21 protein-coding genes are annotated in these 25,043 nt (G+C 46.2%); 5 read left to right on the plus strand and 16 right to left on the minus strand.

Annotated features, from left to right (window positions below):
* The first annotated feature begins 207 nt into the window (after nucleotides 1–207).
* Nucleotides 208–1,173 (plus strand): IS110 family RNA-guided transposase, encoded by a 966-nt coding sequence (locus BLS64_RS07795; RefSeq protein WP_093112978.1) that lies wholly within the window; start codon nucleotides 208–210, stop codon nucleotides 1,171–1,173.
* Nucleotides 1,174–1,232: 59 nt separating this feature from the next.
* On the opposite strand, the gene BLS64_RS07800 is transcribed toward BLS64_RS07795, so the two are convergent.
* Together BLS64_RS07800 and xerA are read right to left on the minus strand one after the other, a co-directional pair.
* A complete protein-coding gene (locus tag BLS64_RS07800) occupies nucleotides 1,233–1,664 on the minus strand; it encodes a hypothetical protein (RefSeq protein ID WP_093112979.1) in 432 nt (143 codons plus the stop codon).
* A gap of 500 nt (nucleotides 1,665–2,164) precedes the next feature.
* Complete coding sequence (gene xerA, locus BLS64_RS07805; protein ID WP_093112980.1) at nucleotides 2,165–3,343, minus strand: site-specific tyrosine recombinase/integron integrase; 1,179 nt, start codon at nucleotides 3,341–3,343, stop codon at nucleotides 2,165–2,167.
* Nucleotides 3,344–3,734: 391 nt separating this feature from the next.
* Between xerA and BLS64_RS07810 the strand changes: the two genes are divergently transcribed.
* Nucleotides 3,735–5,141, plus strand: coding sequence for a glycosyltransferase (locus BLS64_RS07810; RefSeq protein WP_407690096.1), 1,407 nt, complete (start codon nucleotides 3,735–3,737; stop codon nucleotides 5,139–5,141).
* An 89-nt stretch (nucleotides 5,142–5,230) separates the two neighbouring features.
* Here the strand turns inward: BLS64_RS07810 and BLS64_RS07815 are convergent, their stop codons facing one another.
* From BLS64_RS07815 to BLS64_RS07840, 6 genes are all read right to left on the minus strand, one after another.
* Nucleotides 5,231–5,710, minus strand: coding sequence for a VOC family protein (locus BLS64_RS07815; protein WP_093112981.1), 480 nt, complete (start codon nucleotides 5,708–5,710; stop codon nucleotides 5,231–5,233).
* 102 nt (nucleotides 5,711–5,812) lie between these two features.
* Complete coding sequence (locus BLS64_RS07820; RefSeq protein ID WP_093112982.1) at nucleotides 5,813–7,084, minus strand: adenylosuccinate synthase; 1,272 nt, start codon at nucleotides 7,082–7,084, stop codon at nucleotides 5,813–5,815.
* Nucleotides 7,085–7,096: 12 nt separating this feature from the next.
* The gene (locus BLS64_RS07825) at nucleotides 7,097–7,552 is read right to left on the minus strand and encodes a Fur family transcriptional regulator (protein ID WP_093112983.1); all 456 of its coding nucleotides are present in this window, start codon (nucleotides 7,550–7,552) and stop codon (nucleotides 7,097–7,099) included.
* Between the two features lie 24 nt (nucleotides 7,553–7,576).
* Nucleotides 7,577–9,778 (minus strand): RelA/SpoT family protein, encoded by a 2,202-nt coding sequence (locus BLS64_RS07830; protein WP_093113263.1) that lies wholly within the window; start codon nucleotides 9,776–9,778, stop codon nucleotides 7,577–7,579.
* A 43-nt stretch (nucleotides 9,779–9,821) separates the two neighbouring features.
* Nucleotides 9,822–11,054, minus strand: a complete 1,233-nt coding sequence (locus BLS64_RS07835; protein WP_093112984.1) for a M48 family metallopeptidase — start codon at nucleotides 11,052–11,054, stop codon at nucleotides 9,822–9,824.
* A 176-nt stretch (nucleotides 11,055–11,230) separates the two neighbouring features.
* On the minus strand, nucleotides 11,231–12,028 hold the full coding sequence (locus BLS64_RS07840; protein ID WP_093112985.1) for a TrmH family RNA methyltransferase: 798 nt from the start codon (nucleotides 12,026–12,028) through the stop codon (nucleotides 11,231–11,233).
* Nucleotides 12,029–12,128: 100 nt separating this feature from the next.
* On the opposite strand from BLS64_RS07840, the gene BLS64_RS07845 reads away from it, so the two are divergent.
* Nucleotides 12,129–12,572, plus strand: coding sequence for a hypothetical protein (locus tag BLS64_RS07845; RefSeq protein WP_143019283.1), 444 nt, complete (start codon nucleotides 12,129–12,131; stop codon nucleotides 12,570–12,572).
* Between the two features lie 151 nt (nucleotides 12,573–12,723).
* On the opposite strand, the gene BLS64_RS07850 is transcribed toward BLS64_RS07845, so the two are convergent.
* The 3 genes from BLS64_RS07850 to BLS64_RS07860 form a co-directional block, all read right to left on the minus strand.
* Nucleotides 12,724–14,037, minus strand: coding sequence for an amidohydrolase family protein (locus BLS64_RS07850; RefSeq protein WP_093112987.1), 1,314 nt, complete (start codon nucleotides 14,035–14,037; stop codon nucleotides 12,724–12,726).
* 9 nt (nucleotides 14,038–14,046) lie between these two features.
* Nucleotides 14,047–17,013, minus strand: a complete 2,967-nt coding sequence (locus tag BLS64_RS07855; protein WP_093112988.1) for an amidohydrolase family protein — start codon at nucleotides 17,011–17,013, stop codon at nucleotides 14,047–14,049.
* Nucleotides 17,014–17,084: 71 nt separating this feature from the next.
* Entirely contained in the window at nucleotides 17,085–18,158 is a 1,074-nt protein-coding gene (locus BLS64_RS07860; RefSeq protein ID WP_176763448.1) for a DUF3810 domain-containing protein, read from the minus strand.
* Between the two features lie 220 nt (nucleotides 18,159–18,378).
* Here BLS64_RS07860 and BLS64_RS07865 point away from each other — a divergent pair, with 220 nt between their 5' ends.
* Complete coding sequence (locus tag BLS64_RS07865; RefSeq protein WP_093113265.1) at nucleotides 18,379–19,842, plus strand: aminoacyl-histidine dipeptidase; 1,464 nt, start codon at nucleotides 18,379–18,381, stop codon at nucleotides 19,840–19,842.
* Nucleotides 19,843–19,918: 76 nt separating this feature from the next.
* On the opposite strand, the gene BLS64_RS07870 is transcribed toward BLS64_RS07865, so the two are convergent.
* The 3 genes from BLS64_RS07870 to BLS64_RS07880 are packed head-to-tail and all read right to left on the minus strand — an operon-like array spanning nucleotide 19,919 to nucleotide 22,618.
* Nucleotides 19,919–21,040, minus strand: coding sequence for a peptidylprolyl isomerase (locus tag BLS64_RS07870; protein WP_093112989.1), 1,122 nt, complete (start codon nucleotides 21,038–21,040; stop codon nucleotides 19,919–19,921).
* A gap of 7 nt (nucleotides 21,041–21,047) precedes the next feature.
* Nucleotides 21,048–21,605, minus strand: a complete 558-nt coding sequence (gene gldI, locus BLS64_RS07875) for a gliding motility-associated peptidyl-prolyl isomerase GldI (protein WP_176763449.1) — start codon at nucleotides 21,603–21,605, stop codon at nucleotides 21,048–21,050.
* Nucleotides 21,602–22,618 carry a DHH family phosphoesterase gene (locus tag BLS64_RS07880; protein ID WP_093112990.1) on the minus strand — a complete coding sequence of 339 codons (1,017 nt, stop codon included), beginning with the start codon at nucleotides 22,616–22,618 and terminating at the stop codon, nucleotides 21,602–21,604. Before BLS64_RS07880 ends, gldI begins: the two co-directional genes overlap by 4 nt.
* Nucleotides 22,619–22,759: 141 nt before the next feature.
* Here BLS64_RS07880 and BLS64_RS07885 point away from each other — a divergent pair, with 141 nt between their 5' ends.
* A complete protein-coding gene (locus BLS64_RS07885) occupies nucleotides 22,760–23,179 on the plus strand; it encodes a nucleoside-diphosphate kinase (protein WP_093113267.1) in 420 nt (139 codons plus the stop codon).
* Nucleotides 23,180–23,233: 54 nt separating this feature from the next.
* Here BLS64_RS07885 and BLS64_RS07890 read toward each other — a convergent pair whose 3' ends face one another.
* Nucleotides 23,234–24,364: a hypothetical protein gene (locus BLS64_RS07890; RefSeq protein ID WP_143019284.1), complete on the minus strand. Its 1,131-nt coding sequence runs from the start codon at nucleotides 24,362–24,364 to the stop codon at nucleotides 23,234–23,236.
* Nucleotides 24,354–24,998, minus strand: a complete 645-nt coding sequence (locus BLS64_RS07895; RefSeq protein ID WP_093112992.1) for a protein-L-isoaspartate(D-aspartate) O-methyltransferase — start codon at nucleotides 24,996–24,998, stop codon at nucleotides 24,354–24,356. The genes BLS64_RS07890 and BLS64_RS07895 overlap by 11 nt, the downstream gene beginning before the upstream one ends.
* Between the last annotated feature and the right edge of the window lie 45 nt (nucleotides 24,999–25,043).

Genomic DNA, 25,043 nt, shown 5'->3' on the forward strand with positions numbered 1-25,043 from the left:
CTTAAGTTTGATTTCCTAACTTTTACCCACTAACCAGAAAGAACAAAAGAGAGGAGTAAGGTTAAATTAACCGTGGGAACTATAGATTCCGTCAACATTGATAATCCCCTCTCTTTTCTACTTCAATTTCGTTTAGTTCTATGAGACCTGGATCTCGTTTTTAAGTCGATGAAAATAAAGTAGGTGTCCTTTCCTAATCAATTTCTAATGAATAAATGTAACCAAATTTACGGAGTAGACATCAGCAAAGATGTGTTTGATGTTGCTGACTCTGCCGGAAAACATTACCAATTTTCTAATGACAGCAACGGCTTTAAAAGCTTTCTTAAGTCTCTTTCTGATCAAGATTTGGTGGTTATGGAAGCTACCGGTTACTATCATTACAGGCTGGCACAGTTCCTTTACGAACAGGGTGTAAAGGTGTCTGTAGTGAATCCCTTGTCAGTAAAGCGTTTTATCCAGATGAAACTCTCAAAGATTAAAACTGATAAATCTGATGCCCGGGCGATCTGTGAATACGCCACAGTTAATGAAGTTCCATTGTATACAGCCAAAGATGAGAACCAGGCTGAGTCACTTCAGTTGTTGCGTTTGATTGAGATCTACACCAAACAAAGTACCGCCCTAAAGAATAAATTGCATGGTGAAAAGGTTCTTGGAAAGCCTTCCAAAGCTGTTTATCATTCTTTGAACAGATCTCTTAAAGCAATTCAGAGAGAAATTAAGGTCCTGGAGGATCGACTCACTGTAATGGTAAAGGAGGAACAGCAAAACCAACTAAGCCTTCTTAAAAGCATTCCCGGAATGGGTAATAAAACAGCTATCATGTTATTGGTGCTGACAGATGGATTTTCCAATTTCGAAAACGCCAGGCAGCTGTGCTGTTATGCCGGTATTACACCCACTATCAGGGAATCTGGTGCCAGTGTAAGAGGCAGAAGCCGGATTAGTAAAATGGGCAATGCAAAGCTCCGAAACCTGCTGTTCATGTGTAGTTTTACTGCCTGTAAACATAACAAAGCCTGCAGAGAGATCTATGAGCGCATAATAGCCAAGGGCAAAAGCAAGAAGTTAGCTTTGATTGCAGTTTGTAATAAACTTCTTAAACAAGCCTTTGCTGTGGCAAAATCGGGATTGCCTTACGATGAAAATTACGTGTCGAAATTGGGGTGAAAATCCTTGGAAGTTAGCTTAGTTCTTTGTTGTGGTGCGTTTTTAAATTTATAGGTTTGTTATTTAATTGGAATGATTTCTTCTAGCCATTCTTCATAACCCATGTATACTTCTTGCTGAAGTATTTCATTTAACGTATTTAATTCGCTTGAACAACCCCAACAATTATAAACAAGTAAACCATATTCTTTTAAAAGTCTGATGCGTTCCTTTTGCTCAGAATTTAACTTATTGTAATTGTACTTATCAAGTCGTTCTAGTACTATAATTGCTAAAAAGACCTTACCGCTGTTTTTAGAAAATAAAAATTCTGATATACTATTATAATCTTTTTCTTCTAATAACTCCGTGATTTCTTTAACGATCTTTGAACTTTTATCTGCAGATACTCCACACGCAAAACCTACCAGAATATCTTCTTTAGAAATCTCTTGTCCGAATACTCCGTTTGAACAAATAAATGCTAATAATATTAAGCAAAATCGTCGCATCTATAAATGTTTTTTCAAATGCACCACAACGTTGCAGGCTATGGGCAGTGCCTTGTTATTTAATTTTCCTCAATATACTATCTTTTATTCTATAACTGAACAGTGCCTTTATATCTGTCAGTTCCTTCAGGCATTGCCTATAGCCGCAGTTAGATGCAGTAAAGGATGCCTGTCCGCTTTCTGCTGCATGAAAGCAAAAGGGGATTAACTATATCATAGATATGGGATAGTCCCATTTTGGGGTCCGAAGCAACAACTGCAGGACCAAAAAGGATGGATTTTCCCCAGAATTTTTATGGTTTTTTTTCTCTAACTTGTTCAAGGATTCCGATTTCTCCTCTTTTAAAAATAAATTTTACGATCCGAAATCGACATCCTTGAACCAAAGCACCTGACCCTTCCAATCCAGCCGTTTGGTTCCGCTCTTCGGATTCATGCCGAGCAGTGCCTGGCAGCCTTTATTGCACTTTAACTCGCTATATCAAAACCAATATAGTCATTTATCTGTTAAACTTGCCGGATAACAAAAGGTGATCTGTGTTTTTATTGTTTTCTATCAGCTCCTTTACCAGAGTGTCCAGCGGACTCTCGATCTTTAACAGGTCCTTGCGCGAAACGTGGGTATAGATCATCGTGGTTTCTGGCTTGGAGTGGCCCAGTAGGGTCTGGATGTACCGCAGGTCGATACCGTTCTCCAGCATGTGAGTGGCAAAAGAATGTCTCAACGTATGCGGCGTTACCCTTTTTGTGATCCCCGCCCGTTTGCAGGAGAGTTTTAGAAATGCCCGAATGCTCTGCGCGCTGTACGGCCCGCCGTACTCCCCTTCGGCAAAATACTCCTTGGGCCGATAGGTGCTCAGGTAATTGTTGAGCAAAGGTAACATGCTTTCTGCCAGGATCACCACCCTGTCTTTTCTGCCCTTGGAGTCATTGATGAACAGCTGCCTGCGCTGTATATCTATTTCATGCAGCCTTAGATTTAATAACTCTCCTATCCTAAGGCCCGAAGAATAGATCATGGCAAGTATGGCGCGGTGCTTTAAGTTTCGGGTAGCCTGTAGTAATCTTACCGCTTCTTCTTTTGAAAGCACGATGGGAAGGTACCTGCTTTTTTTGGGCCTGTGAAGCTCTGTAAGGTCCACCGCAGTTTGCTGGTAGAGTTCTAAAAAGTGTTTTACGGCACTAATGCACTGCCGGTGACTGCTCAGGGAATATTCGTAAGCGGCGATCTTTTGCTCCACGAAAAGCTGAATTTCGCGCTGGCTTACCTCCTCAAGCGGTTTCTCGCCAAGAAACTCCACGAACTTCAGGATGAACTGGTAGTAGGTGCGAACGCTGCTCTCGCTTAAACGCCTTCCGCGCAAGTATGAGACATATTCGTGCAGCATCTTTTTCTGGTTGTTGCTGTACACCGGTCTTTCGGTCCTGGTAATGCCATGTTCGGCAGGCGGACTTCCCAGTTTTGAATAGTCGATGAACCAGCCTTTGGAATTGAAATGCTGAAATAGCCTCTTCTTGTTTTCAGCAGTAAAACCCACATAAAAACAGCGGTGGCTTCGGCTCCACCTTACCCCGTTGAATTTTTTTACATGCTCCTTCATCTCCGGGTCATACCGAAAGGTGATGGAGATCTGCCAGTCTCCCCTGTGCATGATCGGCAGCAGAGTGATCTTTTTCATGTGCCTGATTTTCAGTCTAAAATAGTCAAAAACAGGATTGAAAAATGTGCGTTTATTCTTATGTTTTTTTGAGGCTACTTCGGAAGGATTCCACACTTCAGCAATACCCAAATTCTCTGCTGAAGAAACCGGCCTAAAGAACAAAGATTTTCCGAAGTGTTTCCGAGAAAACCGAAACTCGATAAGGGCAATAGTGAATATGTGTACCCGAAGATGGGTAATGTCCCAGCTTTATGTAGAATTATTCCCCACTTCCGCAGAAAAGAGTACAGAAAACCACCTTTTTTACAGCCTGTTAGCTATTGGTACGTGGATTGCTAATACAGGCAGGAAACCCGCTGTAGAGAAACAGCCGGTTACAACAAGAACAAATAAAACAGAACACTTAAGAATGAAAAATAAAACCATAGCTCCAGATCCATTAATGTCTTCTGCAGAGAATTCTGCTGTTAATGAAAATTCCAATCCAAGAGAAAAAGCAAAGAATTTAAAGGGCGTTTTAGTACGGGCCAGCAGCCTGGTGTTGCTTATGAGTGCCGCCTACCTGGTTTATGCCCTGCAGGGCGATTTTTCTAGGTACCAGCTGGAAGGCCTTGATACCACCTGGGGAATGATCTTCTTGATCATCTCGGGGGCTTTACTCTTGTTCAGGGCCGGATTTTTCTTCTATAACCTGTACCTGTACTTTCGCTATAAGCCTGTCTCCTCTGTAAGCAATGAGGAGCTGCCTACCTGTACGGTGATCGTGCCGGCTTACAATGAAGGCAAGCAGGTGTGGGCTACCTTGATGAGCCTGGCTAAAAGTGACTATCCTGCGCATAAACTTCAGTTACTGGCTATTGATGACGGGAGTAAGGACGATACCTGGAACTGGATGCTCAAGGCCAAAGAAGACCTGGGTGACCGTGTGAGCATTTATCAGCAACCCGTAAATAAAGGAAAGCGCCACGCTCTTTACCGCGGATTCAACATTGGTACGGGAGAGGTGTTTGTGACCGTAGACAGTGATTCTGAAGTAACTGAAGATACGCTGCGTAACCTGGTGAGCCCATTTGTGGTGAATGAGAAATGCGGTGCGGTAGCAGGGAATATTCGCGTGCTCAACAACGGTCAAAAGGCTTTACTGCCCAAGATGCTGGATGTGAGCTTTGTGTTGAGTTTCGAGTTCGTTCGTTCGGCCGAAAGTAGCCTGGAGTCGGTACTGTGTACCCCGGGAGCGCTTGCTGCCTATAGAAGAAAAGCCGTTTTTGGCTGCCTTGAAGAATGGATCAACCAGACCTTTATGGGGCAACCTTCAGACATCGGGGAAGATCGTGCAATGACCAATATGATCCTGAAACAGGGTTACCACGTACTTTTCCAGAGAAATGCTTTCGCCTATACCAATGTTCCTGAAAAATATACCGGCCTGTATAAAATGTTCATCAGGTGGGGAAGAAGTAACGTTCGGGAGAACCTCGCAATGGCAAAATATGTGTTTACCGATTTCAGGGAAGGTTCCAAGGCAGGATCACGACTTCTGTTCCTCAATCAGGTGATAAAATTGATTATGAGCTATCCGTCCATTTTGCTGATGCTTTTCTTTATCCTAATGGATCCGGTACTGTTCATTAGTTCGACCCTCTTGAGCATCCTTATATGGTCCAGCTTTCCGGTGCTGTTCTATGCCAAGAGATATAAGTTGTCTGAATCTTTCTGGGCCTATTCATACAGCATCCTGTACACCTTTGGATTGTTCTGGATCACTCCTTACGCCATTGCCACGGCAAGTAAAAGGGGATGGCTTACCAGGGGGTAATACAATAATTGCTATGAAAAATTAAAGGGAACCTATGGGTTCCCTTTTTTGTATTTCACTCTAAAGCTCTATGCCGGTCTCAGAAGACCTTATAAGGTGTCAGCACTGATGATCTCCAGCTCATTCCCTTCAGGGTCTGTGAGATGAAGTAATTTCACGCCCATTTCCCGGTCATGAAAGATACGCCCTACCTGTAGATCTTTCCTTCTAAGACAGGCCTGCAGATCTTCAACCGGATGATCAACAAAAAGCCCCACTTTTTTAAGACCGTTTCCTGTTTTTCCTGAAAATTCGCTGCCTGACCCATTGTTGTGCAGAATTTCTATATAGAGATCGTTCTTCTGTAAGATGATCCCGGTAACCTTTTTATCTTCAGACTCAAACTTTTTAAGGACCTTCATTCCAAATACTTTCTGATACCAGCCGACCAGTTCGCTTTCCTTGTGGGTATCTATGGCGAAAAATATCTTGTCAAATCTTAAGTCATTAAAACATGTGGGAACCCCGGTCTGTGCATTGGCAGAATTGAAAATCAGCAGCAGGACTAATAAAGTGAAAAGTCTTCTCATATTCAGAAAATTCAATAGGAACTAAAAAAGGCGCTGAAACTTTCAGCGCCTAAAAATATAATTTTAACCCTTACCAAAACAGTTTTTGGGTCTTGTCTCTTTTTACCTCTCAATGGTCTGCAGCCTGTCCGGCCCTACAGAAACCACTTTAATGGGTACTTCTATTTCTTTTTCTATGAAATCGATATACTCATTTAGCTCTTTCGGAAATTCAGAAGCGCTTGAGATCCCGGTAAGATCTTCCTTCCAGCCGTTGAAATGCTTGTACACCGGCGTCACATTTTCTGCCTCAATATTGAAAGGCAGGTGATTGATCTCTTCACCACGGTAATTGTAGGCGGTACAAACTTTAAGAGTTTCAAAGCCGCTCAACACATCAGCTTTCATCATGATGAGCTGGGTCACGCCGCTTACCTGCACTGCGTATTTTAGCGCGACAAGGTCCAGCCAGCCACATCTTCGCGGCCTTCCGGTAGTGGCGCCGAATTCACGCCCCACAGTTCCCATTCTTTCCCCGTCCTCGTCAAAAAGTTCGGTAGGGAAGGGGCCGCTACCAACACGGGTAGTATAGGCTTTAAAGATCCCGAATACCTCCTTGATCTGGTTAGGGGCCACTCCGAGTCCGGTACAGGCACCGGCTGCAGTGGTGTTCGATGAGGTCACGAACGGATAGGTTCCGAAATCGATATCCAGCAACGAGCCCTGCGCGCCTTCTGCAAGGATGGTCTTTCCTTCTTTTTGTGCTCTGAAAATGTATTCTTCGCTGTCTATGAATTTCAAGGTTTTCAGTTCTTCCACGGCATCAAAGAACTCTCTTTCCAGTTCAGCCAGATTGTACTGCACGTCAACATCATAGAACCTTATCATCGCCTCGTGCTTGTTGGCCAGGTTGCGGTACTTTTCCTTCCAGTCGCTTAGTTCCAGGTCTCCGACTCTAATTCCATTTCTGCCGGTCTTGTCCATGTAGGTAGGTCCAATTCCCTTAAGGGTGGAGCCTATTTTAGCCTTTCCTTTTGCAGCTTCGCTGGCCGCATCCAACAGTCTATGAGTTGGCAGGATGAGGTGCGCCTTTCTGGAAATAAGCAGCTTCTTTTTAAAGTCGCCGTCGAACTTCTTCAGGTTGTCCAGTTCCCTTTTAAAGATCACCGGATCTATCACTACTCCGTTCCCTACAATGTTCACGGCATTATCGTGAAAAATTCCCGAGGGAATGGTGTGCAACACGTGCTTTATTCCGTCGAACTCAAGCGTGTGCCCGGCGTTGGGCCCTCCCTGGAAGCGGGCGATGATATCGTATTTTTTGGTGAATACATCAACGATTTTACCTTTTCCTTCATCTCCCCATTGTAGTCCAAGAAGCAAGTCTACTGCCATAAAATTTTAGAATTATTCGGTTGATTTTTTGTTCCCGTAAAAGTAAAGGGAATGTTTGGATATTTCTATGTCAAAAACTTCCTCGATGGTCTGTTTGATAGACTGAATCCGAGGGTCGCAAAATTCGATCACTTCTCCCGTATCGGTCAGGATGATGTGGTCGTGGTTGCGGTCAAAATAAGATTTTTCGTACTGGGCCTGGTTGTTCCCGAACTGGTGCTTCCGCACAAGTCCGCACTCCAGCAGCAGTTCAATGGTGTTGTAAAGGGTAGCACGGCTTACGCGGTACTTTTTGTTCTTCATCTTGATATACAAAGATTCAATATCAAAATGCTCCTCGCTGTTGTAGATCTCCTGCAGTATAGCGAACCGCTCGGGGGTCTTGCGATGGCCTTTCTCTTCCAGGTACTTGGTAAAGACATTCTTTACCACTGCCTGATCGTTCTTATTGACTACTTTTTTGCTCATGATGCTGGGTGCAAAGGTATAAGATTATTCACGTGAGACCTTATCGATACCGTTTATTTTTTTAAGGTGGTCCATTAATTTCTTCAGAATGCTGTTGTTCTTGACGATCACCGTTATCCTGCCTGTAAAGACCCCGTCTGTACTGTCAAAATTAATATTTCTAATGTTGACGTTCATGTTGTTGGAGATCTCCTTCGTCACATCATTTACCAGCCCCAGGTTGTCTATTCCGGTAAGTTTGATCACCGCTTTGAACTCTTCCTGGGTAGAATCTTTCCATTTAGCCTGAATGATCCTGTACGCGAAATTGCTCTGTAGCTGAATGGCATTGGGACAATCCTTTTTATGTACTTTGATGCCTTCGCTTACCGTCACGAATCCAAAGACATTATCGCCCGGAATGGGGTTACAACAGTTTGCTAATTTGTAATCCAGCACCTCCTCATCTTTCCCGAAAACCAGCTGGTCATATTGGGCGGTGATCTCATCCTTGTCGATATCCTGCGGCTGATTCGGTTTCCTGATCTTATTCTTAAAGAAACTTACCAGGGCATTGCTTCGGGAAGCCGCGTAATCTTTGAGCTTTTGGTTGTCTATTGTTCCCACGCCCACCCGGTAGAAAAGGTCCAGGCTGGTTTTTAGCTTGAAATAGATCACCAGCTCGTTCACCGTCTTTTCATTGAACGGGATCTTTTGAGCCCTCAGTTTCCTGGCGAGAATGGCCTTACCTTCCTCGGCTATGTTCTTTTTCTCTTCTTTTAAAGAGGATTTTATCTTGGCGCGGGCCCTTGCCGTGGTGGCATAGTCAAGCCAGTTGGAGTTGGGTTTGGCTTTTTCTGAAGTGATGATCTCCACCTGGTCCCCGCTGTTTAGTTCTGTGCTTAAGGGCACCAGCTTGCCGTTCACCCGGGCGCCGCGGGTTCTTAACCCTATTTCTGTATGTATGCTGAAGGCAAAGTCCATAGGGGTCGCTCCCTTCGGAAGGGATTTTAGGTCTCCCTGTGGTGTGAAGACGAAGATCTCTTTGGAGTACAGGTTTAGCTTGAACTGCTCCACAAAATCTACGGCGTTCACTTCTGAATTTTCCAGTGCCTCCTGAAGTTTGTTCACCCATTCCTCCAGCCCGTCTTCCTGGTTGCCCTGCTTGTACTTGTAATGCGCCGCGTAACCTTTTTCGGCGATCTCGTTCATGCGCTCACTGCGTATCTGCACCTCCACCCAGCGGCCTTTAGGCCCCATCACGGTGATGTGCAAAGCTTCATATCCTGTGGATTTTGGAGAAGAGATCCAGTCGCGCAACCTGGTAGGGTTAGGCCTGAAGTGATCTGTCACTATCGAATAGATCTTCCAGGCAAGGAATTTCTCGTTCGCCGGATTGGTCTTATAGATGATCCTTACCGCAAACTTGTCATATACCTCGTCAAAGCTCACGTTCTGGTTCTTCATCTTCCTGCGTATGGAATAGATGGATTTTGGCCGGCCTTTGATGGTGTACTCGATACTTTCCTTGTCCAGTGACTCCTGTATGGTATGTGTGAACTCCTCTATGTATTTATCCTGTTCCTCCTTGCTCTCGCGTATCTTCTGAAGGATCTCGTTATACACTTCAGGTTCAGTGTATTTTAACCCCAGGTCTTCCAGCTCGGTCTTGATATTATAGAGCCCGATACGGTGAGCCAGAGGCGCGTAAATGTAAAGGGTTTCCGAAGCGATCTTTTCCTGCTTGTCTGTACGCATGGAATCCATGGTCTGCATGTTGTGCAGCCTGTCTGCGATCTTGATGATAATTACCCGCACATCGTCATTGAGGGTAAGCAGCATTTTCCTGAAGTTCTCCGCCTGCAGCGACACATCCTTGTCGTGCTTTAAATGAGAGATCTTGGTGAGGCCGTCAACGATGCGCGCCACGGTCTTCCCGAACTTTTCCTCGATGTCCTCAAGCGTGTAGGCAGTGTCCTCAACCACATCATGCAGCAGGGCAGCGGCAATAGAAGTAGCGTCCAGCCCGATTTCTGAAGCCACGATCTTGGCTACGGCAATAGGGTGGAAGATATAGGCTTCGCCCGACTTCCTTCTCTGGTCTTTATGCGCGTCTACGGCCACGTCAAATGCCTGCCGAATGAGCTTCTTGTCCTCATCGGTCAGGGTTTGATAGCTTATGCGCAGCAACTCCTTGTACTGCTGGGCAATTTCCTTATTTTCTTTTTCAATAGCGGCGTCCGTCATCATGAATTAAAAGTACGATTTACGTTGAAAACAAACAATTATATTATGAACTCAGGTTCCTGAATCTCTTGTACAGCGGCGGGTGCGAGTAATGCACAAAAACGTAAGCCGGGTGCGGAGTGAGATTGCTGAGGCTGTTCTTGGAAAGCTTCTTCAAACCCGATACCAAAGGTTCTCCGCGGAAGGTTTTTTTCGCGAAATTGTCTGCCTGATACTCAAATTTTCGGGAGAGGTAGTTCATGATTATCCCGGTAACTTCAGAAATTGGGCTGTACAGGATCCCGAAAGCGATCAGTCCTATATGAAAGCCCGGCTGTTCCACGCCCAATGCTTCGGAAAGCAACGGATTTCCAACGAAAAGTGATAACAACCACAGGGTGAATCCGGTGGTAAGTATGCTGATGATGAGGTTTATGATGATGTGGTTCTTCTTATAATGACCAACCTCATGCGCCAGAACGGCCACGATCTCATCCTCTTCGAGGTCATTGATGAGGGTGTCGTAAAGGGTCACCCTTTTCTCATTTCCGAAACCTGAAAAATAAGCGTTCGCTTTGGTGCTTCTTTTTGAACCATCTATCACGAAGATCTTTTCCAGGTTAAAACCTTCTTTATGAGCGTATGTCTCGATCTTTTTCCGCAGGCTGCCTTCCTCCAGCGGAGTCTGTTTGTTGAACAACGGCACGATAAGACGTGCATAGAACATGTTCAGGAAGATGCTGAAAACAGCCACCAGGATCCAGGCATACCACCAGAAATCTTCTCCGGCGAACTGGTAGAACCAGATGATGAGCGCCAGGATCCCCCCACCCAATACGATCATCATTCCCCAGCCTTTCAGTTTGTCCAGGAAAAAGGTCTTTTTTGTGGTCTTGTTGAAACCAAACTTTTCTTCGATCACAAAGGTGCTGTAGTAGGAGAATGGCATCGACAAGATATCACTTGCTAGCATGATGATGCCGAAGAAGATCAGTCCCACCACAATGGCATTATCAGAAATGGAACGGGCTATCCCGTCTACATAATCAACCCCGTCGGCAAATAGGAAAGCCAGCAGTACAGCCGTGGAAAAAGAGGAGGAGAGCAGCCCGAACTTGTAACGGGTCTTCTTGTACCGCTGCGACCTTCGATACTCTTCTTCGTCAAAAACATCCTGCAGCGACTCGGGTACAGGATCATTAAAATGCATGGCGTTGAGGGCATCCAGGATCTTATCGATCACAAAATCCAGGACGATGATGGCAATGATGATGTAAAAAAGGGTTTGTGGCTCCAATTTTTGATTTTAATATGATTGTCGGCTAATATAAGTTTTTTACGGAGTACAGAGTACGGGGAATTGAGTAGTCAGTAATGAGTAGTGAGTAATGAGGCTAAAATTAAAATTTCAACTTTTAAACCACAAACCACGAAACTCGCAATCTCGAATCTTAAATTTTGAATCCGGAATTATTAGCGTCTTCGCTGCCTGTTCGCTTCAAAGATCAGGATCCCCGCTGCGACGGAAACGTTCATGGAATCGATCTCTCCCTGCATGGGAATGATGATGTTCTGCGTGGTGTTCTCAAGCCATTCTTCGCTCAATCCGGTAGCCTCGGTGCCTACTACAATGGCGCTGGCCTGCGTGAAATCAATCGTGTCATAAGGTACTGATGCCTGTAAAGCGGCTCCAAAAATGCCGATTTTTCTCTCTTTTAGAAAAGCGATGATCTCTGTTGTGCTTCCGATAGCGATCTGGTTAGTGAAGACACAGCCTACACTGGACCTGATAATGTTCGGGTTGAACATATCTGTCCGCGGATTGGCAATAAAGACCGCGTCTACGGCGGCGGCATCAGCCGTACGCAGTAGGGCACCGATATTTCCCGGTTTTTCGGGGGCTTCGGCGATGAGGATCAAAGGTTGATCGTTCTTTAGCTGCACATTTTTCAGGCTCAGGTCTTTGGCTTCGGCTACCGCGATCACTCCCTCGGTGCTTCCGCGGTAAGCGATCTTTTCATAGACTTCCGAAGAAATTTCAACGATCTCTGTCCTTTCAGAAACCGGTAATTTCTGTACTTCTTCCGCAGAAAGCAGCACAGGATTGAAATAGATCTCCTTGATGGAATAGCCACCTTTCAGCGCCAGACTTATCTCCCGCCTGCCTTCAATGATGAAAAGGCCTTCTTTTTTCCTTGTCCTGGATTTTTCCTGAAGCTGCAGCAATCTCTTGATCGCCGGGTTGTGAAGGCTGCTGATGTGTTTGTGCATGTGGCAAAGATAGGAAAGTAGCTTCTTCTGAATAATCTCTGATCAACCCTTTGTTTTTTTAATTCTCAAAAAAGAAGTAAATTAATTGAAAATCAATGCTATGAAGAAAAAAGACACGAAAAAGAAAACCTTACCGATTGAAAGTGCGTTTAGGGTGCTGAGTTTCATTTTTGCCGCCATCCTGATAAGTGCCTGCTCAAAGGATATTGTTTTTCCTAATTCTGAAGTGGTGCCCGCGGCCGAAGCTGTGCTTAAAATAGATGAGAATAGCAGCAATAATTATGAGGTGAAGCTGGTGGTGGAAAATCTTGCCGCGCCCGAAAGGCTTACCCCGTCCCGCAGGAATTATGTGGTGTGGATGGTAACGAAAAAACACGGCACCATCAATATTGGAAACCTAAAGGTGAACCGAAAGAACAAGGCAGAACTGGAAACGATGACCCCATACGAACCCATACGGGTCTTTATCACCGCCGAAGATGGCGATGAAGTGGTGTTGCCCTCCACCCAGGTGGTGCTGGATTCGGGAAAATTTAAAAAATAAAAAAATGGCTGTTTTAAAAGCTGTGAAATCGTCATTCTGAATTTATTTCAGAATCTACTTTGTTTAAATACCAGATCAATCTGGTAGGATCTGAAACAAGTTATCGACAATTACGTTTTTAAAACAGCCACTTCATTTTCTTCAGAAGAAATTATTTTTCTTCCTGCTTTTCGAACTTCTCGCTGTACCTTTTTGCCAGCTCTGTCTGGTGACTTTCAAGGCTGATATCCCTTCCTTGTATATAAGCCTTTGTGAGTTTATTGGTTCTCATATCAAGAGCGTCGCCTTCGCTGATGAAAAGCGTGGCGTCTTTCCCGACTTCCAGAGTCCCCATTTGGTCGTCAACCCCCAGGATCTTTGCCGTATTGGAAGTGATCATCTTAAGGGCCTCTTCCTTGTCGGCGCCAAAGGCCACTACCGTTCCGGCATAAAAAGGCAGGTTCCTGGAATTCATTCTTTCCATTCCTCCGCTGGTCTCCAGTCCCACCAAAAGGCCTTTTTCATTCAGCAAGTGCGCCATTTTGTAAGGCAGGTCGTAATCCTGGTCCTCCAGGTTCGGCGTCTCGTGTACGCGGCCTACCAGTACCGGAATATCATTTTCCTTCAATTGGTCAGCTACCTTGAAAGCATCGTAACCGCCAACCAGGACCACGTTCTTAAGATCGTGCTCTTTTTTAAAGGCGAGAATGTCAATGATCTCTTTTTCGGCATCGGCGTGAATGTAGATGCGTTTGTTACCCGCAAAGACGTTTTCCATGGCTTCGAACGGCAGATTGGTATCGGTTCTTGGTCCTGCCAGGTATGCTTTGGCGTTCCTGATGAATTCCGATAATTTCAGAAGATCTTTTTCATAATCATCGTTCGGTTTGATACCGGGTTCTTCTCCCTGCCACCAGCGGCCGCGTCTCACGGTGTTTGGCCAGTTGATGTGCAGTCCGTCATTTTCTTTAAGAACCGCGTCTTCCCAGTTCCAGGCATCGAATTGCACGATAGAGGAGGTGCCCGAGATCCTTCCGCCACGCGGCGTGATCTGTCCGATCAAAACTCCGTTTGGGCGCATGCTTTCCACAACCTGACTTTCGGCATTGTAGGCGATGATGCTGCGCACGTGCGGCAGCATTTCTCCCAGTTCATCCTCGTCATCAGATTGTTTAACGGCATCTATCTCTACCAGCCCCAGCGTGCTGTTCGGAGCTATGAAGCCGGGGTAAACATGCTTTCCCTGAGCTTCGATCACTGTGCCCCTGTATGGCATTTTGGTGGAAGTAGCATCGGTAATGGTCCTTATCTTGCCATCTTCGAGGATAATGAGGCTGTTCTTGATCACTTCGCCGTTCCCAATATGGGCGGTTGCGCCTACAATGGTTACGGGAGTGGTTTGTTCGGGTGCCGGGGTTTGCTGAGCAAAAACGGTGGCGCTGATGAAAAGCAGGACCGGCAGGAGGTTTATCTTGAAAAATTTCATATCAGTTCTTTAGTTTAAATGAATGGTGTCACAGTGCAGCTCTTCTTTCTTGGAATCTTTCACCGGCTGCGTCTTCAGTCCGTTGTTTTTAGCCTTCAGCATCTGGGTGGTAAGCAGGTTTTTCTGTTTGTCGATCTTTTCTCTAAGTTCCCTGTCTCTTTCCAGGTCGAAATAAACCACTCCTTCAATTAAAGTCTTTTCTGGTTTGGCGTAGACAGACATTGGGTGGTCGTTCCACAGTACCAGGTCGGCGTCCTTACCTTCCTTGATGCTTCCTACGCGGTCATCGATGTGAAGCAGCTTCGCCGGATTCAGTGTCACGAATTTCCAGGCTTCCTCTTCAGAAATGCCCCCGTATTTCACACTTTTGGCAGCTTCCTGGTTTAACCTGCGGCTCATTTCGGCATCGTCACTGTTAATGGCCACGGTCACCCCGGCTTCATGCATGATGGCAGCGTTCTGCGGAATGGCGTCTTTTACCTCGTACTTGTAGGCCCACCAGTCAGAAAAGGTCGAACCACCGGCACCATGCTCGGCCATCTTATCGGCAAGTTTATAACCTTCCAGGATATGGGTAAAGGTATTGACATTGAACCCGTACTGCTCGGCCACCTTCATCAGCATGTTGATCTCGCTCTGTACATAAGAGTGGGCGGTGATGTGGCGCTCCCCATTCAGGATCTCGATGATGGTTTCCAGTTCGATGTCCTTGCGGTAAGGCTTTCCGCTTTTCTTTAGTTCCTCGTATTCCTTAGCGCGGGTGAAGTAATCAATAAATACCTGTTCCACACCCATGCGCGTTTGCGGAAATCTCGAAGTGCTGCTCCAGTTGGCCTGCTTCACATTTTCACCCAAAGCGAACTTGATGAACTTGGGCGAATTGTCGAGCAACATTTCTGCAGGATCCTGTCCCCATTTCATTTTAAGAATAGCCGATTGCCCGCCGATTGGATTGGCAGAACCGTGCAGCAGCTGCATGGTGGTCACCCCTCCGGCCAGGTTTCGGTAGATCCCTATGTCATCCGGGTCGATCACGTCTTCCATTCTTACTTCTGCCGAGGAGTTATGTCCCGCCTCGTTCACGGCCGATGCCGCCAGGTGCGAGTGCTCATCAATTATTCCGGTGGTAAGGTGCTTCCCTGTTGCATCGATCACGGTCGCGCCACGGGCGTTAAGGTCTTTTCCTACTTTGGCGATCTTCCCGTTCTTCACCAGTACATCGGTGTTTTTCACGATCCCTTCAGCCTCATTGGTCCACACCGTCGCGTTCTTGAACAGGATATCCTGTTGCTTCGGAAGGCTCTCAAATCCGTAGGCCATGTTAGGGAAAGTTATGGGCAATACCTCAGGATGACTGTTTTTATCCTTTTTATCTTTTTCTTCGGAAGCATCTCCGGTGCGGGTAGCGGTAAAAGTGGTTTCTGAACCATTGCTTAAAATGGCCTTTCCACTGAAGCTTTTTGCGTCCTCCGGGATTTTTGCCGTAAGTCGGGTATATTCAGTTTTTGTAGTATCGGGTGAAGACAACAGCAAGTTAAGCCAGTTGTTCTTATACGTGGCTTTAGAGCCTATTTTATTGTTATTCAGCTTCACCTCGGTCTTCGGCTTTGTTGGCTCTCCCGTGACCTTTACTTTATAGGTGTTGCCGCCTACGGCAACATCATAGTTCCCTTTCAGGTCAACAACGTTCATATCCTCGATAACGCTGCGTTTTCCCTGTACCCAGTTCTCATAAAGGGTAGTTTCCTTATCGAAATAATCACCTGAGGTGATGATGAAATTGGCCCAGGCTCCTTCTTTCAGGGTCCCCAGCTTACCTTCTTTTCCCATTACTTTCGCGGGAACGGTGGTAAGGGCCGTAAGGGCTTTTTCTTTGCTAAGGCCATATTCCACCGCCTTAAGAAGGTTGTCTTTGAATTCTTTATTGTCGTATGCGGTAAGGGTGAAAGGAATGCCTTTTTCTGCCATCATCTTAAGGTTGGCAGGAGCCTGGTTCCATTCCTTCATGTCGCCAAGGCTGGAGTAAGAGGCCATATACGGGTCTTCCACATCAAATGGCTTCGGAAAATCTATAGGTACTATGTAGGTCGCGTTAGTGGCTTTGATGGCATCAAGCCTTTCAAATTCCTTTCCCGATCCCACGATAACATACTGCACATCGAATTCATCACCTACTTTGTCGGCCCTCAATTCGTCCAGCAATCCGTCTGTCTTGAAGATCTGCACCAGATTGCGGTTCTCGTTGAATGCTTCAAGCGCCAGGTCTTTGTTGTCTGTATTTCCTTTTGCGTACCAGTCGGCATCCAGGTAAGTCTGTCTCAGCAGCGCCATGGCTCCCATGATGGAAGTAGGATAAACCTGCTTTGATTTCGCGCTTTTTTCGAAGGAAAGGTATTGAGCCGACTTTTGGTCTAAAATGCGGTCTCCTTCGGTTCCTGCAGAATTCAGGGCTACCAGCATCCCGGTACCGCGCACGATCCCGTCGGGCATGTGAGTGTTCACCACTCCAAAACCCAGCTTCCGAAGGTTTTCAGCTTCTTTAGCGTCATATTTAAAGGTCTCCAGCGCAGAAGTTTCAGGTCTAATGTGGTCGTTCCAATAGTAACCTTCGCGGGATGCGTCGTACTGCGGATTCCCGCTGTAAGGATTACCATTTTCATTTTTCGGCTTCTCGATCCCGAAGTGGGTGTAAAGATCAATGAAAGAAGGATAGACTTCCTTTCCCTTTAGGTCGATCACCACAGCATTGGCAGGAATGTCAATGGATTTTCCCACTGCCGTCACCTTACCGTCTCTAATGGCCATCATTCCGTTACTGATAACGGTTGAAGGATCCACGTGGATCTTTGCATTCTTAAACACCGTATAATTGGTGTTCTTTTCGGCCTTGACGGCGTCGTTCTTCGGAAAATACTCCTGCGCCTGCAGGCCAAGGGAGGCACTCAACAGGAGGCATAATAGAAATTTGAATCTCATAAAAAAGTTTAGGATTGTAGGTTTATGAAAAATTAAGCCCGTAAGATAGAAAAAAATGTAATCTTTTCCTTTCAGAAGGAATCCGGACGATCTTTGAAGTAATTTACCAGCAGAGCCACCACATAACTATAGCTTTTCATGCCTTCGGGCTGATTGTTGGCCTGTAAAAAGCTGTTGTAAGTGTACATAAAAACTGGTTCCATTGGGTTTTTGTGCCTCTCCCAGAATTCCCGGACTTCCCTGTAATTGAGCCTGATCCCGTAATTGATCTCATCCATTAAAGATTCCGTCAGCTCGGGTTCCCTGAAATATAGTTCGCTGAGGCAGTAACTCAGCGCGAAAGTATATCCCGAATACCTGAAATACTCGTCGGGATGGTTCATGGTCGAGAGACAAGCCAGGAAATTGGCTTCGTTCTCTTTGGCAAATCCCAGCTGATGGCCCAATTCATGGCTGGCGGTGGTTGGGATCTTAAAGGGAACGATAATGGTATTTACCTGCCCTTCATTGGTGAGTGGATTTAAATAGCCGTTAAATCCCATGTAGGTGAGGGGCAGACTGTATAGAGATCTTTTAAGGCTTACCTTGTCGTAATCCAGTTCCGGAAAAATGTGTTCCAGGTTCTCATAGCCCACTGGTGTTAGTTCCAGTAGTTCAGACTTGGAGTAGGGGACTTCTACCTTCAGAGAATCATTCCCGGTGAGGGAAAGATGGATCTGGTTCGATCTTTCGATTAGCTGTTTTGTGAGAGTTGTCAATTCTTCGGTGGAGTAGTCGCTCTCAATTTCAAGGGTTTCATGCAGGGGCAGGCGGTAATAATTGAAGCCCCAAAAGATGTTGAAGCAGGCATAGATGAGAGAGAGCACTGCCAGGGCTTCAAGACCCCACCGTTTGGGATTCCTGAACCTTTGCCTAAACCTTCTGAAGATCCATCGCAGCAGCATGATCACCAGCGCCGCGTAAAGAATATCGCCCAGCGAGAACGGCAGAAAACCTAAGCCCATTCGCATTAAAGAAGAGGTAACCGGGTAAATCCCAAGGCTGTACCATTCTTCCACAAGAGCAGGATACATGGCCAGGATCCTTATGCCCACGATCTGAACGGGGAGAAGCATGGCTAAAATAAGGGCTGATCTTTTCTTCACTTTTCAAAAATAGAGAATAGTAATGAGACGTGAGTAATGAGTATTGAGTATTGAAATGTTAGATTTTAGAATTATTAATTTCTGAAGGTGAAAGCTTCGGGTAAAGATTGGAATTTGGTGCTTGGGGTTTGGAAATTTTCTCGTTTCTGTAGATAATTGATCATTGGTAATTTTTTATTGAATAAACTTATCTTTGTGGGAAACTCAAAAAAGCAACAAAATGAATGACGAAATAAGAGCTTTGGAGCCAAAGCCACTCTGGAATAAATTCGCAGATCTTAACGCCGTTCCTCGGCCTTCAAAAAAGGAGGAAAGGGTGATCGAGTTTATGAAGAACTTTGGGAATAGCCTTGGCCTGGAAACCGAAGTAGACGAGGTAGGGAATGTGATCATCAGGAAACCGGCCACCCCGGGAATGGAGAAGAAGAAAGCTGTGGTCCTGCAGTCTCATCTTGACATGGTGCACCAAAAGAATAACGACTCCGATTTCGATTTTGAGAACCAGGGTATCGACATGTACGTTGATGGAGACTGGGTTCGTGCAAGAGGTACCACGCTTGGTGCCGATAACGGACTGGGAGTGGCCACCATGATGGCCATCCTGGAAAGCGACGAGATCGCGCATCCAGAACTTGAGGCGTTATTTACCATAGACGAGGAAACCGGAATGACGGGAGCCATGGGGCTTAAGCCGGGACTTCTAAAAGGGGACATCCTTTTGAACCTCGATACCGAGGAAGATGATGAGATCGGTATTGGTTGCGCCGGAGGCGTGGACATCACCGCCAGCCGCAGCTACAATGAAGAAGAGGTGCCGCAGGATTCCGTGGCTTATAAAGTGAAAGTGAGAGGCCTGCAGGGCGGGCACTCCGGAATGGATATCATCAAGGGCCTTGGAAATGCCAACAAGATCATGAACCGGGTTCTTTTCGGCGGATTTGAAAACTTCGGAATGAGGATCGCCGAGATCAATGGCGGGGGTCTTCGCAATGCCATTCCCCGCGAGAGCGAAGCGGTGATCACCATAGAATCTGTGCAGAAAGAGGATTTTTCAGCTGAAGCTGGAAAATTGATCCAGGACATTCAGCAGGAATATAATTCCCTTGAGCCAAAACTCCTCATTGAGATCGAGGAGACCCAAATGCCCGAAAAAGTGATGGAGCTGGGTGTGCAGGAATTGCTGTTGAAGGCAGTCTATTCCGCACATAACGGCGTGTACAGAATGAGTCCTGATATTGAAGGACTGGTCGAGACCTCTAATAACATCGCCAGGGTGACGGTGAAAAACGGAAAAATAGAGATACTTTGCTTGACCCGTTCTTCGGTAGAATCTACCAAGACTGACCTGGCCAACAGTATTCGCTCCGGATTTGAAATGGCCGGTTTTGAAGTGGAACTTTCAGGCGCTTATCCGGGATGGGCGCCCAATATGGATTCCCCGATCCTGAAGGTGCTGGATGAACTCTATCAAAAAATGAACGGAGAGAAAGCAGATATCGCTGCCTGCCATGCGGGACTTGAATGTGGTATCCTGGGGCATAACTATCCTGATATGGATATGATCTCCTTTGGGCCCACCATTCGCGGCGCGCATTCGCCCGATGAAAGAGCCAGCATCTCTTCGGCGCAGAAATACTGGAAGTTCGTGCTGGAAGTACTTAAAAATGTTCCGGAGAAGAAGTAATTCTGATCTTGATATAAAAAAAGAGGCGGTCAAAAAGGGATTTTTGGCCGCCTCTTTTTTAAATCCTGTTTGAAAGTTATTCCTGGATCTTTACCAGTTCAATTTCAAAAATTAGGTCACTAGATGGAGGGATCACCGGTGGTGCTCCGCGTTCTCCATATCCTAAATGAGCAGGGATGAACAATACGGCTTTATCACCCACCTTCATTTGCTGTACGCCTTCTTTGAATCCTGGGATCATTGGTGCGTCTGGGCTGTACAACACGGCCATTGGAGCGTATCCTCCCATTTCCTTTCTTCGCTGGTTAAGCATTCCCGCTTCTTCGGCTACTTGTTCGATGTTGCTGTCGAATAGATGTCCGTCTGGCAGGTAGCCCTCATAGTTCACCATTACAGTGTCCCCAAGCTTTGGCTGAGGTCCTTCTCCTTCTTCTAGAAAGGTGATCTGCAAACCGCTTTCAAGCTCTTTGGCTTCAGTCTTCAACTCCTCATAACGGGTTTTCTTGGCATTTCTCAGCTCGGTCATTTTTTGCTCTTTGGCTTCAGCTTCAGCTTTGAAATCCTGAAGCTCTTTGCTTAGCACTTTAGAAGCCTGGAAATTTTTGGCGTCACTACCTTTTCTAATGATGTTAACTTCTTCCATCACCACAGGCTCTACAGGTTTATCGTTTGGACCGGTTTCCACAGAACCTATCTGGTCTACCACTTCCTGCCCCTGTACGACCTCACCAAAAACGGTGTGCATACCGTTGAGCCACGGTGTATCCTTCAAAGTAACAAAGAACTGGCTTCCGTTGGTGTTAGGACCTGAATTGGCCATAGAAAGGATTCCTTTGGAATCGTGTTTTAGCGTGTCCACGATCTCGTTTGGGAATTTGTATCCCGGGCCGCCGCTTCCGGTTCCCTGCGGATCTCCCCCCTGGATCATAAAATCTTCGATCACCCGATGAAAGGTAAGTCCGTTATAGAATTTCTTTTCCTTGTAATCGTCCTGTACCATGGTGCTTTCTCCTTCGGCAAGGGAAACAAAGCTCGCCACGGTCATAGGAGTGGCTTCATAGAACAATTCGGCTACAAAAATGCCTTTGTTGGTCTTGAATTCGGCATACATCCCGTCTTCAAGATCTGGATATTCTTCATTGCAGGCCGTGAAAGACATCAAAACGATGCCAAAGAGTAATAAGCTGATCTTTTTCATTCTTGGATTATTGGTTTTGGGTTTTATTTTCTTCGGTTATTTTATGCAGGGTTACGGTGGAAATGACCGGAACGTCTCTGCCTATCTTCTTCTTGTCGCCGTAATATCCGTAGGCTTTGTGCGACGGAAACAGAAAGGTGACGGTTTCTCCTTCTTTCATAAGTTTCAGCCCTTCCCTCATTCCGCTGAAGAGTTTTTCTTTGTCCATCACGTAAGTCCTGGTAGGGAGCTCTTCACTGGAATAGATGGTCTGGCCGTCGAGGGTCTTCAGATCATAGTCGAACTCAACCACATCACCAAAATCGGGAGTAGTAGTGGTTGTAGAATCCTTTTCATTATAGTAATACCAGAAACCGTTAGGGGAGGAGATGTATTCATTGGTGGAATCTTCCTCTATAATGGCCTGAATTTGTTCTTCTTCGGCAGCCACGATCTTTTTGTTGCGTTCAATGGCTTCGTTGATGTAAGAACCCGATTTTTGTGTGACAGGCCTCCTGGCTTCCGGCGATTTGCAGGAAAACATCAGGATCAATACCCCCAGCAGCATTAAGGTCATCTTCCTCATATGGATAAACTTGTTTTGTAGTCTGGTAAGATACTAATAAATTTCGCAATGGTTTCGGCCAGGTTGAGGTCGCTCTTTCCGCCGGCCGCATTGATGTGGCCACCGCCCTGGAAATGTTTCCTGGCAAAATCGTTCACCGAAAATGTGCCTTTTGACCTCAAAGAGATCTTGATGATGTTGTCTGCCCTGTTCTCAATAAAGATAGCCGCAAACACGATTCCCGAAAGGGAAAGACCGTAATTCACAAAACCTTCTGTATCGCCTTTTTTGAAATTGTGATGATCCAGTTCTTCCTGAGACAGCACGATGTAAGCGGTTCTTAGACCTTCCACCACCTTGAGATTTTGCAGAGCTACCCCCAGCAACTGTAGTCGGCTGTAGGAGTTGGTGTCGTATACGTTCTCGTGAATGTTGGTATTATCGGCGCCCCTTTCAATAAGGTCAGCGATCACCCGGTGGGTAAGACTGGTGGTGGAGCGGTACCTGAAAGAGCCTGTATCGGTCATAATACCGGTGTACAGGCAGGTAGCGATCTGCGCGTTGATATGGTCTTCGAGTCCGATGTTATGAATGAAATGATACACCATTTGAGATGTTGAACACATGGTGACATCGCTGTAGGTTACCACGGCGTAATCATCTGGCTGCTGGTGGTGGTCTATCATGATGAAATCGGCTTTGGCCGTCTCGAGTGCCTCCTTCATTTCCCCGGCGCGGGAAAGGTGGTTGAAGTCGAGGGTGAAGATAACATCGGCTTCCGCAATATATTCGTTGCTCTTTTCCTGTTCCTTTTCATAGTTGATCACCTCTTCGCTATACGGCAGCCATTTTAGGAATTCGGGGTAATCATTGGGAGCGATGAGTTGAACATAGTGGTGCCGGTTTTCCAAAAGCAGTTTTAGGGCCAGGGTAGAACCCATGGCATCTCCATCGGGCCCTTTGTGCGGTACGATGACTATCTTCTTTGGAGTATCCAGCAACTCCTTGATCTTTGAAATATCTTCATTTGTCATAGAGGGCGAAGATACCTATAATTTGAGGATCTTAAAATTAGTGTTTCTGAAAAAATGATAGAAAAGAGGGCCTTTTGGGTTTAATTTATTGTAAATGGGAAGGAAATGCTTATTTTTGCAGCCAAATTAAAAAAACATATAATGGCAGGAAACAGAACCTTCACCATGTTAAAGCCCGATGCAGTTGAAAAAGGACACATTGGAGCTATTTTAGAGCAGATCACAACTTCCGGATTCAGAATAGTAGCAATGAAGCTTACTCAAATGACCCGTCGTGATGCCGAGAAATTCTACGAGATCCACAAAGAGCGTCCTTTCTTCGGAGAACTGGTTGAATTCATGACCCGCGGACCTATCGTAGCTGCGATCCTTGAAAAAGAGAACGCTGTGGAAGATTTCAGAACGTTGATCGGGGCTACAAACCCTGAAGATGCTGCTGAAGGAACTATCAGAAAAAAATACGCTGCTTCTGTAGGTGAGAATGCCGTACACGGAAGTGACAGCGACGAGAACGCTAAAATAGAAGGAGATTTCCATTTCGCCGGAAGAGAAATGTTCTAAGAATTCCCTTTTTTGGAGTTATAGTGAAAAACCACCTTTTTAAAGGTGGTTTTTTTATGAAAATACCTGTGGCGCCTGCACGGCGAGAAGGCTGCAGGCCAGGGTGACTGTGTTGATCTCCCGGTGTTCCTGCCAGCTGCGGGCCTCCCTGTTGTGAGGCTCCAGCCAAAAATCTTCGATCTTCCTGGCCACGTTTTGATATTTCTGGAGCTGCTCCAGTTCAGGTTGCAGCATTTTAAGATCTTCCTTTCTGCCATTAAGGCTGCGAATTCCTAAAGATAAACCACCTTCCCTGAAGGCGAGCCTTCTGCCTGCCGGTTGCTGGTCGTGAAACCCTGGAGTGAAGATCTGCAGGCTATAAAGGCTGTCTTTCAACAGCTTTTGAGGTTTTACTTCAGAGATCAGTTTACCGTTTTGAGCTATGATCTCTGCTGCCCGGGTGGTGTTAAGGAGTAATCCTCCTATTCCCAGTGCATCTGAAGTTGCCCAGTCCCTGCCCCGGCACAATTCTTCCAGCTTCCTCACCAAAGGATCAAGTTCTGCTGCTCTTTCAGGAAGCGCCAGCTGAATGCTCTTTGCGCAGAACATTCCCTCAAGCGGATCATGGGCACCGGTACTGGCAACCAGGGGCCGGGAAAGTACCGTGTCCATTTTCCAGTACATGCCAATGTGATCTCCCTCTCTGTAAATAAATCGTTCTGCAGCCAGTATGAGCTCCAAAGCCCAAACCGCATACTCTTCGGAATTTGTTTCTCGGTGCGCGAGTAATAGCGTTTGTATCCAGCGGGTGAGGTAGTGAAAATACTGCCCGTCCCGTTCCCATTCCAGCTGACTGTTATAGGATTGATCCTCCCGCCGCTCCGGCAGGTTTTTTCCTATTCGGAGACCGGCTATGGTGGGATGCAAAGCTGCTTCCTTTTCAGAAAGGCCGCTGATCCTGTCTTTACGAAGATCATCGGGATGATGGCTGCCCAGGTGCTCATGCACCAGGGCGATCAATTTTAGAGCTAGGTCCTGGAAGTATTTGTCTTCAAAAATGTGAGATAGCCCGAACAGGGCCTGTACGGCAAAAGCATCTGTCCATAGATACCGTTTTGCACTGTCGCCCTCACCGGTAACTCCGGTGCGTTCCAAATATCCTTCTAATAATTCGCGTGCTGCTGTGCTTCTTGATCTATCTGCCATATTTCCCGCCTTTATCTGCTTTGCCTGTCATGGGCACAAAGCGCACGGGGAGCAGCCGTTTTTCCTCATAACTGTCGGGGCCCGTTTTGTGCAACAGAAGGAGTTGCTGATTGATGCGGCCAACCGGGGCCAGTATGCGTCCACCAATCTTGAGTTGATCCTTAAGAGGTTTGGGAATGGTTGGGGGAGCGGCCGTTAAGATAATGGCGTCAAACGGAGCTTCTTCAACCCAGCCGGAATACCCGTCGCCATAGCGGGTAGTGATGTTCTCAAAACCCGTTTTTTGCAGGTTCTCTACCGCAAGATCTGCAAGCCAGGCGATGATCTCAATGCTGAAGACGTGTCGGGCCAGTCGGGAAAGTACCGCCGCATTATAGCCGCAGCCGGTGCCCACCTCCAGCACCCTGTCTGTTTTTTTTAGCTGAAGCTGCTCGGCCATGTACGCCACGATGTACGGCTGACTGATCGTCTGATCTCTTCCTATTGGAAGCGGACGGTCTTCGTAGGCTTTATGCTGCAGATCTTCGGGAACAAAAAGGGCGCGGTCTACCTCTTCCATGGCCTGAAGCACCTTAGGATCATGGATGTTCCGGGCCTTCAGTTGATTTTCTACCATTTCTTCCGGGGTGACCATCCTGTTCTTTTTGAATCCTTAAAAGATAGGGAATTTTAGCCTTTT

Origin of the sequence: Salinimicrobium catena (assembly GCF_900102915.1) — a bacterium.
GTDB lineage: Bacteria > Bacteroidota > Bacteroidia > Flavobacteriales > Flavobacteriaceae > Salinimicrobium > Salinimicrobium catena.